The following is a 15,985-nucleotide window of genomic DNA, read 5'->3' as shown; positions in this document are numbered from 1 at the left end:
GTTAATGGAATTAAAAAAGAGAAAAATATTTTTATATAAAATATCAAATTCTCGCTTAAAATAGTTTCTAGTAATTCTAAATTGGTATCAGAGTTGATTTTTGGAATATTTATACTAAATATAGAAATAATATATATAGAAGATGTTAATAATATAAAGCTAATACCTATAACTATATTAAAGTTTCTTATTATATTTTTATAAGCATTGGTATTTATATTATTTTTATCAATGTTTTCCACTTTATTGAAGCCTTGTAAATTATTTTTGTATTTGATACTTTTATATTATTTTTTATTTTACTATATAATAAAAATTATCATTCGGAATTTTACCGCCTATTAATTTATTATCAAAATTATACAAAAAATTATAATAGCTATTTAAAGCAAATTTCATTTTCTCTCCATCATAAAAAACTAATCCCATTCTGTTTAATCCGTAATATGCAGCTTCAGCATTTATTATCATGTTTCTTTCTTTCAGAAGATTTTTTATTTCTTCTCTATTGTTTATGATATAATCAGTAGACTTTTTATATTCATTTAATATTTCTTTTACAAGCATTTTATTATGATTTATAAAATAATTTTTTGCTATAAGTACAGCCACAGGGTAATTATCAATATATTTTGACATTTCAACAACTATATGCACATCTTTATTTTCAAGCATTGCAGATGATAAAAAAGGCTCTGGAAGTATGGCTATATCGACATTTTTTGAGGCTACGGCTTTTGATAAATCGGGATTGCTTAAAGAATAATTAATATTAACATTTGGAATTTGCTCTTTTGAAATTAAGTACTGAAGCATTAAATCAGGTGCAGCTAATTTAGTACCGCAGTATACAGTATTATTTTTTATATCATTTATAGTTTGTATTTTATTATTTGCAGATACTATAAAGAGTTTTGTTTCGGATATTACGGCTATAACTTTATAATCTAATTGTCTGTTAAAAATTATGGCAGCCATATTAGCAGGTATTGCCGCTATATCAGCCTCGCCTTTAACTATCAATGAAAGCATATTGTTTGGGGCATTTACAGTATTTATGGTTATTTGCTTATAGTCCTTCATCATTTTTAAACCACCTATTCCAGTAGGTCCGTTAAGGAGATACATTTTTTGAGAATAAAGACTATTTATAAAAACAAAAAATATTATTAATCTTAATTTAAAATTTTTCATATTATTTCCCATATCTTATTATCTAATTTATAAATACAATTTTTTTGATACTATATAATCATAAACTTTTTCTGTTACAAAGTATCTAAATCCTTTTTCTTCTTTTATTCTATCTCTAATAAGACTTGAAGATATATCTATACGCGGAGCCATTATTACTTTGATATTATATTTATCAATATGTTCTTTATATAGATTTTTATTGTCTTCTCGGTTTACAACAATTATGTCGGATATTTCAGCAATTTTTTGAGGCTCTCTCCATTTATCAAAATCTCTTACAAGGTCAGCACCTATTATAAGACCGATTTTTCCTTCAATATCATAATTTTTATATAGATAATTCAATGTATTTATGGTATATGAAACTCCTTCATGATTAAGTTCATATTCATCTAATAAAAATCTTTCATCATCTTCTATAGAAAGTTTAAGCATATTTAGCCTGTCATTATTTGATACTTTTCCGCTTATAGTTTTATGCGGAGGAATTTTTGTTGGTATAAAAATTACTTTATCATAATTGCAGTTAGTTATAACAGTATCAGCTAGTATTAAATGTCCCAAATGAGGAGGGTCAAAAGTTCCTCCAAGAATAGCAATTTTCATAATATATAAAACCTAGAATTTTTTGACTTATTTTAATATTTAGAGAAATAATTTGCAATAATATTATATAAAAAAGCATGTGGTTTTAAAAAATATATTATTTTGCTGTAATTAGTTAAAATATCTATTATTTTTACAAATATTATACTATTAAAAACTTAAGTATATTTTTATATAATAAATATTCTTAAACTTTTTGTTATTAAGATATTACTTATGTATTATCAAATGTGTATATATAAAAAAAATATATATATATTGTATTTTCAGTTAATATTTATTATTTATTAAAAATATATGAGTAAAATTATTGTGAAAAAAACAATAATTTTGCTTATGTAGAATAAAAAATATAATTTTAGTATTTGTTCTAATAAAGTTTCTGTAAGTAGTATTTTTTGTGTTGGTTTTATTTTTATTTATGATGTTAAAGTGCTATTATTAACAGTAATTTTATTTTATTGAACCATAAAGTAAATTTAATAATAAAATAAATAAAAAAAAAATTGACATAAAATAAAAAATGATATATTATTACCTTGCTTGGAGGTAGATGAGGCCCGGTGGTCTCCGCGCTCTTCAAAAGCGTTGGACGCTATAGCAGCGTTGGCAGGTTCAACTCCTGCCTCTTCCGATAAATAGGCAATTGTAAAAAGTATAGTATGATTAAATTACTACTAATAATTAAAAATAGTCTCTTATCTTGAAGTATATTTTATTTTTTATATTAAAAAGAGAGGGGCTAATAATGAACAATAAATTCAACTTGGTACAAACCAATACCGTATTAGAACATGATTCTATAAAACCATATTATGAAATTCTTTCACGTCCAATTATAGCAGATATTATAAGAGATACTTTAGAAAAGCTAAGAATAGAAATAAAAAATAATCCCAATTTTTCTCCTTCCAAAGATGATATAATAAAACTTTGTGAGAAAAAAATAAAACAGAAATCTAATCTCCCAATAAAAAGAGTAATTAATGCTACAGGTACAATTATGCATACCAATTTGGGACGTTCTCCTATAGATGCGGAAGTTTGGGATAAAGTGAAGCCTTTAAATGTATGCAGCAATAATCTTGAATATAACATTAATAATGAAGGCAGAGGAATAAGAGGCGAGTTTTTGTATTCGCTTTTAGCAAAATTAACTGGTGCCGAAGATGCTTTGGTTGTTAATAATAATGCAGCGGCTGTATTTTTAATATTAAAGACTTTGGCTAAAGATAAAGAGGTTATAGTTTCAAGAGGAGAGCAGGTTCAGATAGGTGGAGGTTTTAGAATACCTGATATATTAAGGGAGGCTGGAGCTAAACTTGTAGAAATAGGTACAACTAACATAGTAACTATAAAAGATTATGAAGAAGCTATTACAGAAAATACTGCTATGATACTTAAAGTGCATGCTTCAAATTTCAAAATACGAGGATTTGTTAAGCACCCGTCATTTAAAAAGATAAGAGACGCTATACCAAATAATATACCATTAGTTTATGATGAAGGTGCTGGAATATTTGATGAGAGTATGAGTGAGGAGGAACATGTAAAATCAGCTTTAAGAAGCGGAGTTGATTTAGTATGTTTTTCTGGGGATAAAATGTTTTCAAGTGTGCAGGCAGGAATTATAGTAGGAAAGAAAGAATATATAGAGAGAATATACAAACACCCCTTAATGAGGGCTTTCAGATGCGGAAAAACTGTACTTTCTATATTAGAAAAAAGTGTTATAAAAAGACTTAATACTGAAGGTCAGTTCAAAGGATATTGCGAAACTTTATTGTCAGTCAAACCAGAAATCATAAAGCAAAAAGCTTTAAAAATCATAGAAAATATTGAAGGCTTTGAAGTTATTGAAGAATTAGTTGAAACAGGAGGCGGAGCTATGGCTGATACTTTTTATCCGTCTTATGCAATCAGTTTTAAGCCTAAGGATATAAAAGCTGTAATAAAGTTTATGCATAATTTAGATGTGCCTATTATACCGAAAGTAAAGAAAGATTCTGTACTTATATATGTTATAACAATAAAAGATGAAGATATAGATTATGTAAAAGGGGTTTTAATAAAAATAAAGAATGGTAATTTTTTAGCAGTGTAATATTTAATGTGAAAGTATTATAAGAATGAGTTTATCACTAGCAATAGATAATTATTATAATGCTAAATATTGTGAGCGTCTAGTAAATTTATTTATTAGACAGTAAATATCTAACAATTTTTATTAGAAGCAATAATAACTGAACCAAGCTTTTCAATACTTTAGTATTGATGATTTTTTAACAGCAATAATAGGAGTTTTTATAGTATGAACAGAATTATAGGGACAGCAGGGCATGTTGACCATGGAAAATCCGAATTAATCAAAGCATTAACAGGAATAGCTATGATGCGTTTGCCTGAAGAGAAAAAAAGAGAAATGACTATTGATTTGGGATTCGGTTTTTTCAAGCCTAATGATGATATTACTATTGGTGTAATAGATGTACCAGGTCATGAAAGGTTTATAAGAAACATGGTTGCTGGCATGTGGAGCTTGGATTTGGTTATGCTTGTTGTTTGTGCCAGTGAAGGCTGGATGAATATGACAGAAGAACATGCTAAAGTAGCATTGTCTCTTGGTATAAGAAATATTATATGCGTAATGAACAAAATTGATTTAGTTAATGAAGAGAAATTAAAAGAAAGCGAAGAGGATATTAAAAAGAATTTGTACAGAATATTTAATAAGGATATAGAAATAGTTAAAGTTTCTGCCTTAAATGGTACTAATATAGATTTATTAAAAGAAAGAGTTACAGATATATTAATTAATGAAAAATATGAAGAAGATATAAAAACACATATTTATGTTGATAGAGTTTTTTCCATAAAAGGTGCTGGTCTTACTATTACAGGAAGTATTAAAGGAGGCAGTATAAAAAGAGATGATACTTTAATACATTATCCCACAAAAAAAGAAGTTTCTATAAGAAATATTCAGTCATATCATGAGGACAGAGAAATAGTATATGCAACGTCCCGTATAGCTATAAATTTAAAAAATATAAAAAAAGAAGAGATTAGAAGAGGACATCTTTTATGTGATAAAGATGAAACAGTATTTTTAACAGATGAGATAATATTAGAGTTAGTTCATAACAGCGATGTTGAATATTTAAAAAAGATAAAAAATGCAGAGTTTGCTATAGGTACTGAATGTGCGGTAGCCCAGATAATACCTATGTATAAGAGGGCGGTTTATAACGATGCTGATAAAAAGATAAAAACAGATGTTGATATTAGAGAAATAGATGATAGGTTTATAAGATTAAAATTTGATGATCCTATATCAGTATTTTGGAAGGAGAGAGGCATATTAATAAGTCATGGCGGAAGTAATATAATAGGTACTGGCGATGTGTTTTGGGGCATTAAAACAACACCTCAGATTAGAAAAAGTATAATGGATAATGCCCATGACTTTTTGGGTAAAGTGAAAAGAGAGATATATACAGATTTGGTTATGTCAGTAAATGGATATTCTATTGCTGTAGGAAAACTTCCAGACTATGCAGTAAGTATATCTAATTATTTTGTGAAAAAAGATTATTTAAATAATCTTCTTGAAGAGTCAAAAAAATTAATAGATTCCAAAAAAGATGGGTTTTCTTTTGAAGATATAAGAAATTATCTCAATATAGATAATTCCTTTACAAAACCTTTTATAGATTATTTAGTGCAAAATAAAATCATAATGCCTTTTAATAATATATACAAGAAATATAGTCAAAGTATTGATTTAACTAATTCTCAGAAATTATTATTAGATAAGTTAAAAAAAGAAGATTTAAACGGATTAGATGAGAAGGCTATAAAGGCATTTCCTAATGGAATGAAAGATATAAAAGTATTATCCGCATCTAAACAGGCTATGTATCTTGAAGATGGTATATATTATCATATAGATGTATACAATAGAGTAAAAAATTTAATAATGAAAAATTCTAAGCCTAAAGATATTATAACTATAGCTTTTGTCAAAGAAAAAACAGGTCTTTCAAGGAAATATGTAATACCGCTTTTAAATGCTTTGGAGAGAGAAAAACTTCTAAAGCGTCAAGGTAATGACAGGGTGGTAATTTGATATATACTTTTTTATAATTATCAAAAAATCAAAGTGCTTTTTATACTTGATATTATATTTTTTTATAGTAAAATATGATTAAGTTTTTTAACAGATGTCGATATTTTAACGAATAGTATAAAAATATTTGGAGATAACAATGAAAAAATTCATTTCTATTGCATTGGCATTAATATTTTCTTTGCCTTTATTCTCTCAAAATAATATAACATTTCCAGAATATATAGAGGATTTGCAAGATAAAGCTCCTAAAAGATCTATAGAATGGTTTAAGAAAAATGGTTATTCTTATGAATACGGAGTTAATAGATATGTTTTTGATTTTTATAGAGGAGTAAGCAGATATTTGTCATTTGTAAAGTTTAAGGCAGCAAGAACAGAAGTTAATAGAGCAGCAAGTGATTTTAGACAGGCTTTAGAACTTCCTAATGATCCTGTTTATTCTTATAATGACAGAGCATTTTTGTACATAGGAGGCATACTTACTATTCTACCTGGTGATAAAGAACTTCCAGCAAGAATATTCAAATATTATGCTGATAACTGTAAAACTTCAAATCCTAATTATGCTACAGCTATATATTGGAGTATGTATTTAAGCTATATCACTCCTATGGTATACAGCAGCTATTATGAAACTTTAAATATACTTTCAAGAAATCCAGAAAATACTATATATGATTATTTTACTGGTGATAATAAAAGTATTTCTGAAATGATGAAGAATTTAAAATCTCCTGAAAATATGACACAAAGAGTTTATGAGTGGACTACTTCAAATATGGACGTATATACTCTTATTAAAAACTCTATTCCTATACTTCCAGAAGAAGAAGGATTATCTACATTTACATCAGAGAAATTTGCCGTTTTTGAAAGATATGCTCCTACTAAGGAAATTGAAGATATAGAAAAAGAAATAGAAGAAAAAAATGAAGAAGATTTAGCACAAAATAGGGTGGCACCTGAAGAAAAGAAAGAGTTAGACGAACTTCAGGATATAGCTAAAAAGGAAAAAACACCTGAAAATGCTTCAAACAGAAGAATACCAGCTATAGAAGAAGAAATACTTGATGAAATAGTAATAGAAGACCCAGAAGTTATACCTAGTGAAGATGCAGAAAAAATATTATATCCATTAACTATTTTAATAGATAAAAATCCTAATAACGGAAATATAGGTGTGGATATAGAAGATTATTCATTTAATACAGATATTTCTACTAATTTTGTTATAGAAGTTTCAGAAGGTACATATGATGCTTATATATCTTTTGGAGATAAATTATATACTAATAGTGTAAAAGTAGAAAAAGACAAATATAATTTATTTTCTATAATAATAGAAGATCATTATACTAATGAAAATACTAATATTTCAGAAGAAAACAAAGAGAATGCTGAAGAAACTTTAACAAATAGTAATGAAGTCAGTAAAACATTGGAAGAGGAAAATGTAAAAGAAAATGCAGAAGATGTTTCTTTAACTGTAGGAAAAGAAAACACACCTGCTAATAAATACGATGGTAATGCAGAAAATACTAGAAATATAATAAGAGAAGTATTATCAAGACCTGCAAAAGTGGCAACAGAGTGGTTTAATACCAACCCTTATAATGAATATATGGGAATATCTGTAGAAGAATACACTTACTACAGAGGCGTTGCTTATTACTCAAGATTTTTAAATGAGGGCAGAAAATCGGCAGAGTTTGCAGCTCAGTCAAAATCTGACTTAACATTTGCATACAATAAAAAAGATAATTCTAATCTTTTAATGAGAACAAGACTTTATTTGGGTGCTGTTAGTTTATTTGCATATAATGATTTATATGAAGCAGATAAAATGTTTGCTGAAGTAGGTTCTTCTCTCAGTGAAGATCACAGATATTACCCAACAGTTATTTATTGGAGAGCTAGAATAGGTGTTGTTGATGAAACTCAGAGAAATAATTTTATAAATATACTTTCATCAAAACCTAAAGATACTCAAATACTTGATTATTCTTCTACTATGTTTAAAGATTTATCCGCTATGCCTTCTTATGAAGATAAAATAACAGGTATAAGAGCAGTAAAAAATTCAAAACCTTTGTATGAACCTCCTAAAAATATTTCCAAAGCTGGAAGCAGTAAAACACAGGAGATTTTAAATTAAATAATAAATTAAAAATTAGGATAAGTTGAGATGTTAGATATAAAAAAACCAAGAGGAACTAATGATTTTTTCTATGATTCTTCTAAAAGATTGGAGTTTATAGAAAATAAGATAAAAGATATAGTAAAACTTTACGGATACGGAAGAATAAGAACTCCTTTATTTGAATATACAGACCTTTTTACAAGAGGAATAGGAGAGGGCACTGATATTGTAGGAAAGGAGATGTTCACCTTTGAGGATAGGGGAGGACGTTCTCTTACTTTAAGACCTGAAGGTACAGCATCCGTAGCAAGAGCTTATGTAGAAAACTCTATGCAAAATGAGTTTGCTATAAATAAATTATTTTATTTGGGTACTATGTACAGAGCCGAACGTCCGCAGAAAGGAAGATATAGAGAGTTTAATCAATTCGGTGTAGAATGTATAGGAGGAACTTCACCTTTAATAGATGCTGAGATAATTCTTCTTAATATAAATGTGTTAAAAGAGTTTGGAATTGATAATGTAAATCTTTTAATAAATACTGTAGGCTGTTCTAAATGTAAGGGAGCTTATAATAATGCTCTTAAAGAAGCTATAGGAAGCAGAAAAGATGAGCTTTGCGAAACATGCCAAAAAAGATATGAAGGAAATATTTTAAGGATATTAGATTGTAAAAATGAGAAATGCAAAGAAACTATAAAAGACATACCAAAATTCTATGATTATGTATGTGATGAGTGCAAAGAGCATTTTGATAAATTGTGCGATGAGCTTACAAGGATAGGGCAGAACTTTACAATTGATCATATGCTTGTACGCGGTCTTGATTATTATACAAAAACTGCTTTTGAAGTACAGACTAATGCATTAGGTGCTCAAAGTGCTATACTTGGCGGCGGAAGATATGATAATTTGATTGGTCTTTTCAACAATGGAAAAGATGTTCCTGCTGTAGGAAGTGCTATGGGTATTGAAAGGCTTTTACTTGTGCTTGAAAGTCAGAATAATATTATCACTGATAGGCTTGATGTTTTTATTGTTGCTTTTAAAGAAACTGAAAATAATGTTTTGAAAGTTATGCAAACATTAAGGGCTAATAATATAAGTTGTGATTATGATTTTGCATGCAAGTCTGTAAAAAGTCAGTTTAAATCTGCAAATAAGAGAAATGCAAAATATGCTTTAGTTCTTGGAGAAGATGAGCTGAAAAGAGGAATGTGTAAATTAAAAAATATGGACACTGGTGAAGAGAAAGAAGTATCATTAAATAATATACATTCTAATATAAAATGATATTAAAAACTTATTACATAAAGATTAATCATCTGTTTTAATCTAAAAAATAATAATTTATATAGAGAATAGTTATGAAAAAATTACTTATTATATTAATAATATTAGTTGCCATAGTATCAGCTTCATCTGTGGCATTTATACAATACATGATTAGTCCAGTAGGCGGTGATGAAGAGAAAGTATATTTTGAAATAAAGCAGGGAGAAGGTGCTTCTACAATAGCTAAAAAATTAGAACTTCAAGGGCTTATAAGAAACTCAAAAATATTCGTTGCTTTTGCTAAATATCTAAAATACGACAGAAAACTTTTAAGCGGATACTATCAGGTAGACAGAAGTATGAGTATGATAGATATTATGAAACACCTTAATAGCGGTAAGCAGGCTATGGTAAGACTTACTATTGCTGAAGGAAAAAATATCTATGAGATAGGTACTTATCTTGAAGCTCAAGGCTTTACTACCAAAAAAGAGTTTTTAGAAGTATGCCATGATAAAGAAATACTACAAAAATATAATATTCCTTCAGACAGTGTTGAGGGATATATATTTCCTTCTACATACTATATAGTAAAAGGCAATCCTACAAAAGTATTAGTTACATATATGATAGATTCTTTATTTAAACAGTTTCCTGATTTGGAAGAGAGAGCCAAAAATATAGGACGAAGTGTTCATGAAGTGCTTACTATGGCTTCTATAGTAGAAAAGGAAATGGGACCTTTAGATGATCCTAAACTTATATCTTCAGTATACTACAACAGATTGAATATTGATAAAAGATTAGAGGCAGACCCTACTACAATATATGCTATGACTTTGGTAAAAGGTGATTATATAGAAAAACCTAATCTTAAATATGCAGACCTTCGTATGGAGCATCCTTATAATACATATAAAAATACTGGACTTCCTCCTGGACCTATATGTTCTGCTGGTGCTAAGGCAATAGAGGCTGCTTTAAATCCTGCCGATACTGATTATATTTTCTTTGTTGCTGACGGTACTGGAAAACATGCTTTTTCTGTTACTTATGAAGAGCATGTTGAAAATATTAACAGATATATTTTTAAGAGATAAGTTTATGATTATAATAAAAGACAGTATTGATAGCAATGCGTTTTAAAAAGAAAAATAATATAGAGTATTCTAAAAATGCAGCTTACAGAGCATTGGAATTAATTGATTTAACTATATTATGCAAAATATAAAAAGCATAGTATTAAAGAGTTTACAAGGCTTAGAGAGGTTATATGCGATTATCTTCTTGGAGATAATGAATTTCATGCAGATGAAAGCATTATGAAATATTTTGACAGTTTTGCTTATATGGCTAATAAAGATAAATAATAATTATTTTCCTCGGCATACTCTATTTGAAACTTCATCAAAACCTTCTTCTATAGTAAGTCCCCAATCAGTTTTTATTTTATACCATTCACGCACATATTCGCATTGATATTCTTCATTGGAAGGCAGCCATTCAACTGGAGATTTATCGCCTTTAGATCGGTTTGCTCCTTTTGATACTGCTATTAAATGATTTTCATTTTTCATATAATTATAATATTCGTTTTTCTTTTCTTTGCTCCAATTACTTGCACCGCTTTCATAGGCATTTTTTAAAGGTACTAAATGATCTATGTCCAAATCTCTAGCATTAGTAAAATATTTGCCTGTAAACTTATCGTACCATTTACCAGATATAACTCTGTTATTTGATATAACAGGCTTTATTAGCGATTCTCTTGCAAGTACCTCATATCTTGTATTAAGTCCGTCTTTATCCTCATCAATCCAATCTCCCCAATCATCTCTATTATATCTTGTTACGGTTTGTTTTTGAGATTTTTCTGTATCTGTTTTATTATAAATATTATTGTAATAATAGTATAGAGATGCAATTATCATAATAAGTATTATTAATATTGGCGATGATTTTTTCTTTCTTCTCGGCATATATTTTTCCTAATTAAAATGATTCAAAATATTATAACTATTTTTATTTAGTTTTAATATATATATTAAAAAGAATAAGTCAATATTTTATTATAATACTATAAGGTCGGTAGGAGTATTATTCATAGAAACTCCTCCTTCTTTTGTAACTATTATCATATTTTCTATTCTAACGCCTCCCAAATTAGGAACATATATACCTGGTTCAATAGTAACAATAGAGCCTCCGTCAAGTATATGGTCCACAAGAGGAGAAAGTCTAGGAGATTCATGTATCTCAAGACCTACACTATGACCAAGTCCATGTCCAAAATATTGTCCGTATCCGCTTTTTTTTATAATTTCTCTTGCTGCATTATCAACTTCTTTACCTAATACTCCAGAGTGTACAGCTTCTATTGCTTTGAGATGAGCTGTTCTTACTATATTGTATATTTTACTCATCTCTTCAAAATGCTCTCCCTTGCCGAAGAAAAATGTTCTAGTAATGTCGCTTTTATATCCGTCTTTTGACAGACCAAAATCCATAAGTATATTATCGCCTAATTTTAATTTTCTCTCTGAAGGCACACCATGAGGAAGAGAAGTTCTATCTCCGAAGAGCAAAATAGTATCAAATGCAGTTTTATCTCCGCCTTCCTTACGCATTTGATATTCAAGTTCGGCTGCAAGTTCGTTTTCTGTTACACCTTCTTTTACAAAAGCAAGCATTTTAGTCATGGCTTTTTCAGCTCTGTTTAAATTGTCTTTTATTATTTTAATTTCAGCTTTTTCTTTTACCTGTCTTATAACATCAACATCTATTTTGCTTATTCCTATTTTTATAGAACTATTAACCATTGCAGAAACTATAGCTTCATATTCTGAAAGATAAAGTCCGCTTTTAGCAGCATACACTTCTTTTATATTATTTTCTTTGCAGAACTCCGCCAAAGCATCAGCATATGTAGTAGCTACAAGTATAACGGTAGTTTTGTGTGTAACTTTTGTAGCATGTTCAGAGTATCTTGAATCTACAAATAAATATTTTTTTCCACTGCTAATAAGAAGCCAGCCTGCTGTACCTTTAAATCCTGTAAGATAAAATATATTTTCATTTTTGGTTATGAGCAAATTTTCTTTTGTCAGTTTTAATAATCTGTTTAACCTAGAATCATAATCAAATTTTTTGTTTTCCCCACTTTCATTTAAAGTCAATTTACACATTTTCAAACTCCGTTTATATTAATCATTTCTTTTTTGTATAGACAGCAAATGAGCCAAAGCCAATATGTAACTATTATCTCCAAAACCTGTAATTACACCTAACGCTATATCAGATAAATAACTTTTAGCTCTGTAACTTTCAGAAGCATGAACATTTCTCATACTAACTTCTACAAAAGGTATATTTGTAGCAAGGAATGCATCTCTTATTGCTATAGAAGTATTAGCATAAGCTCCTGCATTTATGATGATGTAGTCTATACTTTCATCATAAGCTCTATGTATTCTGTCTATTATAGCACCTTCATGGTTTGACTGAAAAAATGATACTTTAGCACTTCCCAATGCTGCTTCTTTAATTTTTTTTTCAATATCGCCTAGTGTTATATTTCCAAAAATTTCAGTTTGTGCGGCACCAAGCATATTTGTATTAGGACCGTTGATAACTAATATATTCATATAAGCCTTTTTATAAAGAATTTTAATTTGTACTAATAATATACCTATTACAAAAAAAATCAAATATCATAATTGTGTTATGTTAATTTGAAAAACATAATTGTTATAGTTTTTTATCATGATATTAATTTATTTAAGTTTGTTTATTTATTATGCATAAAAAAGTTATATACCTAAACGACTATAATTTGTCAAAAATTAATTTTTTTAATTTAAAATATTTGCAGGGGGCCTAGCACCTCAGTTCTTTTATGACGTCTGTCCGCCCGTGGCGTGGTATAAAATAACCAAAAGAACTGCATTTTTAGCCTAAATTTTAGATATTATCATACATATAATACATATTTAAAAATATAAAGTTCTAGTAATTGCATTTTTCGTGAGGCGTATCCGAAGGATAAAAACTTTTTATGCGGAAAAAGTTATAATTCTTTATAATGTGTACCAAATGACAAAATAAAATTGTTCAAGTATATACAAATAATATATTACAATATATAATATTTTTCAATTTTTAAATGAATAATAAGGAATTATTATGAATATTAATAGATTAAAAAGAGTTATTAACTCTATGAAAGAAAAAAATATTTATCAGTTTGTTATAACAGACAGAATGTCAATATATTATTTAACTAATATCAATATACATTCTGGAGAGAGATTTTTGGGTCTTTATATTAATCAGAATAATGAAGTTCGTCTTATCAATAATCAGCTTTTTCCATTAAATAATAATGATATAGATATTTTATATTATTCTGATACTGAAAGTGCTGTAAAGAAATTATCAAAGTTTGTTCGTAAAGACAAGAATCTAGGAATAGATAAGGTAATGACGTCCAATTTTTTGCTTGAGATGATGGAGCTTAATATTGCAGAAAGTTATTTAAATGCGTCAAGCTGTATAGACTATGTAAGAATGCAGAAAGATGAAGACGAAATAAAAAAGATGATTAAAGCCTCTGAAATTAATGATAAAAGTATGAATGATATTATTAATTTTGCTCAAGCAGGTATGAAAGAAATTGATGTTTTGGAAGAATTAAAACTTATATATAAAAGAAATGGGGCAGATGATGCTGGCTTTTCATTTGAACCTATTATAGCTTTTGGAGCCAATGCAGCAAATCCGCATTATTCTACTGGAGATACTGTTATAGGTGATAAAGGCTGCTTGGTTATAGATATGGGCTGTATATATGACGGATATTGTTCTGATATGACAAGGACTATATTTTTTGGAGAGCCTAATGAAGAGGCTAAAAATATTTACAATATAGTAAAAACTGCAAATGAAAGAGCTATTGATAAAGTAAAAGAAGGATTAAAATTTTCAGATATAGATAATGAGGCACGTTCTTATATAACAGAAAATGGATACGGAGAATATTTTACTCACAGAACTGGTCATTGTATAGGTATGGATGTTCATGAATATGGTGATGTAAGCTCTATTCATCATGCTAATCTTAAAGAGGGTATGATATTTTCTATAGAGCCTGGTATTTATTGTAAGGATAAAAATATAGGTGTTAGAATAGAAGATTTAATACTTGTAACTAAAGATGGGCATAAAAATTTAAATAGTTTTACTAAAGAAATGATTATAAAATAATGATTGTTGATACAGTAATACATTAATTTGCTTAAACTTTATTATTTTTTTATGATTGTCATTTTATTAGTATAAAATTAACATAATAAAAAATGATATTTGACTTTAATTAAAATTTACATTATTATTAGTATCTGTATAATAATATTTTTTATTTATAAAAGGGTTAGTCATTATGGAAAAATACACTGTAGAAGAATCTATAGAATTAATTACACGCGGTATAAGCGAAGCTATAGGACTTGAAGAAATAAAAGAAAAATTAAAAAGCGGAAAACAGTTAACAGTAAAAGCTGGGTTCGATCCTACAGCACCAGATATACACTTAGGACATACTGTACTTTTAAGAAAGATGAGACATTTTCAGTTATTAGGTCATAAAGTAGTATTTTTAATAGGGGATTTTACTGGAAGAATAGGTGATCCTTCTGGAAAAACTAAAACAAGACCTAGACTTACTTTGGAAGATGTATTAAAAAATGCTGAAACTTATAAACAGCAGGTTTTTAAAATTTTAGACCCAGAAAAAACTATAGTAGAGTTTAATTCTAAATGGCTTGAGAAAATGAGTTTTGCTGATGTACTAGGATTAACTTCAAGATATACAGTAGCTCAAATGATAGAAAGAGATGATTTTTCTAAGAGATATAAAAACGGACAGCCTATAAGCATTATGGAGTTTTTGTATCCTTTAGCTCAGGGGTATGACTCTGTTGCTTTAGAATGTGATGTTGAGCTTGGAGGAAATGATCAGAAATTTAATCTGCTTGTAGGAAGAACTTTGATGAAGGAGTACGGATTATCTCCTCAGGCTGTTATAACTGTTCCTTTATTAGAAGGTCTTGACGGTGTGGAGAAAATGAGTAAATCTCTTGGTAATTATATTGGTATATATGATAGTGCTAAAGATATGTACGGAAAGGCTATGAGTATACCAGATAATTTGATTTCTAAATATATGGAGCTTCTTACTGATATACCTATAGAAGATATAAAAAATTATATTAAATCTATGGAAAATGGAGAAAATCCTAGAAATATTAAAGGAATATTAGCAAAAGAAATTGTTAAAATATATCATGGTGAAGAAGAAGCCAATAATGCTGAAGATGAGTTTAAAAGAATATTTAGTTCAAAGGGACTTCCTGATGAAATTGATGAAGTGTCAGTTAGTAAAGATGATAATATTTTAAATATATTGTATGTTTGTATGCCTTCAGAAAGTAAATCTAATTTAAAAAGACTTATTTCTCAGGGAAGTGTTAGTTTGGACAATGAAAAAATTAATGATATAAATTCTTTAGTTTCTAAAGAGGGTATTTTAAAAGTTGGAAAACGCAATTTCTTTAAAATTAAATTTTCTTAAACAAAAG

The 15,985-nt window shown here is 28.1% G+C and carries 12 protein-coding genes, 1 tRNA gene and 1 pseudogene; 8 read left to right on the top strand and 6 right to left on the bottom strand.

Features of this window, described 5'->3' with window-relative positions; all coding sequences use genetic code 11:
* The 3 genes and pseudogenes from KQ44_RS05500 to nadD all read right to left on the bottom strand — a co-directional run.
* Positions 1-242 (bottom strand): annotated as a pseudogene (locus KQ44_RS05500) (hypothetical protein); the annotation flags it as partial.
* A gap of 52 nt (positions 243-294) precedes the next feature.
* Positions 295-1,194 carry an ABC transporter substrate-binding protein gene (locus tag KQ44_RS05495; protein WP_096736570.1) on the bottom strand — a complete coding sequence of 300 codons (900 nt, stop codon included), beginning with the start codon at positions 1,192-1,194 and terminating at the stop codon, positions 295-297.
* A gap of 27 nt (positions 1,195-1,221) precedes the next feature.
* On the bottom strand, positions 1,222-1,803 hold the full coding sequence (nadD, locus tag KQ44_RS05490; protein WP_096736569.1) for a nicotinate (nicotinamide) nucleotide adenylyltransferase: 582 nt from the start codon (positions 1,801-1,803) through the stop codon (positions 1,222-1,224).
* A gap of 545 nt (positions 1,804-2,348) precedes the next feature.
* Here nadD and KQ44_RS14410 point away from each other — a divergent pair.
* The 6 genes from KQ44_RS14410 (at position 2,349) to mltG (ending at position 10,450) form a co-directional block, all read left to right on the top strand.
* Positions 2,349-2,438 (top strand) — tRNA-Sec (locus tag KQ44_RS14410).
* A 113-nt stretch (positions 2,439-2,551) separates the two neighbouring features.
* Positions 2,552-3,907, top strand: coding sequence for an L-seryl-tRNA(Sec) selenium transferase (gene selA, locus KQ44_RS05485; protein WP_096736568.1), 1,356 nt, complete (start codon positions 2,552-2,554; stop codon positions 3,905-3,907).
* Between the two features lie 207 nt (positions 3,908-4,114).
* Complete coding sequence (gene selB, locus KQ44_RS05480) at positions 4,115-5,932, top strand: selenocysteine-specific translation elongation factor (RefSeq protein WP_096736567.1); 1,818 nt, start codon at positions 4,115-4,117, stop codon at positions 5,930-5,932.
* A gap of 139 nt (positions 5,933-6,071) precedes the next feature.
* The gene (locus KQ44_RS05475) at positions 6,072-8,090 is read left to right on the top strand and encodes a hypothetical protein (RefSeq protein ID WP_096736566.1); all 2,019 of its coding nucleotides are present in this window, start codon (positions 6,072-6,074) and stop codon (positions 8,088-8,090) included.
* A 30-nt stretch (positions 8,091-8,120) separates the two neighbouring features.
* Complete coding sequence (gene hisS / locus KQ44_RS05470) at positions 8,121-9,368, top strand: histidine--tRNA ligase (RefSeq protein WP_096736565.1); 1,248 nt, start codon at positions 8,121-8,123, stop codon at positions 9,366-9,368.
* A 74-nt stretch (positions 9,369-9,442) separates the two neighbouring features.
* Positions 9,443-10,450, top strand: a complete 1,008-nt coding sequence (gene mltG, locus KQ44_RS05465; RefSeq protein ID WP_096736564.1) for an endolytic transglycosylase MltG — start codon at positions 9,443-9,445, stop codon at positions 10,448-10,450.
* A gap of 273 nt (positions 10,451-10,723) precedes the next feature.
* On the opposite strand, the gene KQ44_RS05455 is transcribed toward mltG, so the two are convergent.
* From KQ44_RS05455 to KQ44_RS05445, 3 genes are all read right to left on the bottom strand, one after another.
* Positions 10,724-11,329, bottom strand: coding sequence for an HNH endonuclease family protein (locus KQ44_RS05455; RefSeq protein ID WP_096736563.1), 606 nt, complete (start codon positions 11,327-11,329; stop codon positions 10,724-10,726).
* A gap of 90 nt (positions 11,330-11,419) precedes the next feature.
* The gene (locus tag KQ44_RS05450; RefSeq protein ID WP_096736562.1) at positions 11,420-12,535 is read right to left on the bottom strand and encodes an aminopeptidase P family protein; all 1,116 of its coding nucleotides are present in this window, start codon (positions 12,533-12,535) and stop codon (positions 11,420-11,422) included.
* Between the two features lie 18 nt (positions 12,536-12,553).
* Complete coding sequence (locus KQ44_RS05445; RefSeq protein ID WP_096736561.1) at positions 12,554-12,994, bottom strand: type II 3-dehydroquinate dehydratase; 441 nt, start codon at positions 12,992-12,994, stop codon at positions 12,554-12,556.
* Positions 12,995-13,532: 538 nt separating this feature from the next.
* Here KQ44_RS05445 and KQ44_RS05440 point away from each other — a divergent pair.
* Together KQ44_RS05440 and tyrS are read left to right on the top strand one after the other, a co-directional pair.
* Complete coding sequence (locus KQ44_RS05440; protein ID WP_096736560.1) at positions 13,533-14,612, top strand: Xaa-Pro peptidase family protein; 1,080 nt, start codon at positions 13,533-13,535, stop codon at positions 14,610-14,612.
* Positions 14,613-14,787: 175 nt separating this feature from the next.
* Positions 14,788-15,978 carry a tyrosine--tRNA ligase gene (gene tyrS / locus KQ44_RS05435; RefSeq protein WP_096736559.1) on the top strand — a complete coding sequence of 397 codons (1,191 nt, stop codon included), beginning with the start codon at positions 14,788-14,790 and terminating at the stop codon, positions 15,976-15,978.
* Positions 15,979-15,985: the final 7 nt, after the last annotated feature.

This window comes from Brachyspira sp. G79, from assembly GCF_002379365.1.
GTDB lineage: Bacteria > Spirochaetota > Brachyspiria > Brachyspirales > Brachyspiraceae > Brachyspira.
The sequence above is the reverse complement of the archived record's forward strand: the minus strand, read 5'-3'. Positions and strand labels throughout refer to the sequence as shown.

Excerpts from the sequence above, each read along its gene's own strand:
- nadD (WP_096736569.1), bottom strand. The coding sequence starts at position 1,803 with ATGAAAATTGCTATTCTTGGAGGAACTTTTGACCCTCCTCATTTGGGA.
- KQ44_RS05445 (WP_096736561.1), bottom strand. The coding sequence starts at position 12,994 with ATGAATATATTAGTTATCAACGGTCCTAATACAAATATGCTTGGTGCC.
- hisS (WP_096736565.1), top strand. The coding sequence starts at position 8,121 with ATGTTAGATATAAAAAAACCAAGAGGAACTAATGATTTTTTCTATGAT.
- KQ44_RS05440 (WP_096736560.1), top strand. The coding sequence starts at position 13,533 with ATGAATATTAATAGATTAAAAAGAGTTATTAACTCTATGAAAGAAAAA.
- KQ44_RS05475 (WP_096736566.1), top strand. The coding sequence starts at position 6,072 with ATGAAAAAATTCATTTCTATTGCATTGGCATTAATATTTTCTTTGCCT.
- KQ44_RS05455 (WP_096736563.1), bottom strand. The coding sequence starts at position 11,329 with ATGCCGAGAAGAAAGAAAAAATCATCGCCAATATTAATAATACTTATT.
- selB (WP_096736567.1), top strand. The coding sequence starts at position 4,115 with ATGAACAGAATTATAGGGACAGCAGGGCATGTTGACCATGGAAAATCC.
- mltG (WP_096736564.1), top strand. The coding sequence starts at position 9,443 with ATGAAAAAATTACTTATTATATTAATAATATTAGTTGCCATAGTATCA.
- KQ44_RS05450 (WP_096736562.1), bottom strand. The coding sequence starts at position 12,535 with ATGTGTAAATTGACTTTAAATGAAAGTGGGGAAAACAAAAAATTTGAT.
- selA (WP_096736568.1), top strand. The coding sequence starts at position 2,552 with ATGAACAATAAATTCAACTTGGTACAAACCAATACCGTATTAGAACAT.
- KQ44_RS05495 (WP_096736570.1), bottom strand. The coding sequence starts at position 1,194 with ATGAAAAATTTTAAATTAAGATTAATAATATTTTTTGTTTTTATAAAT.
- tyrS (WP_096736559.1), top strand. The coding sequence starts at position 14,788 with ATGGAAAAATACACTGTAGAAGAATCTATAGAATTAATTACACGCGGT.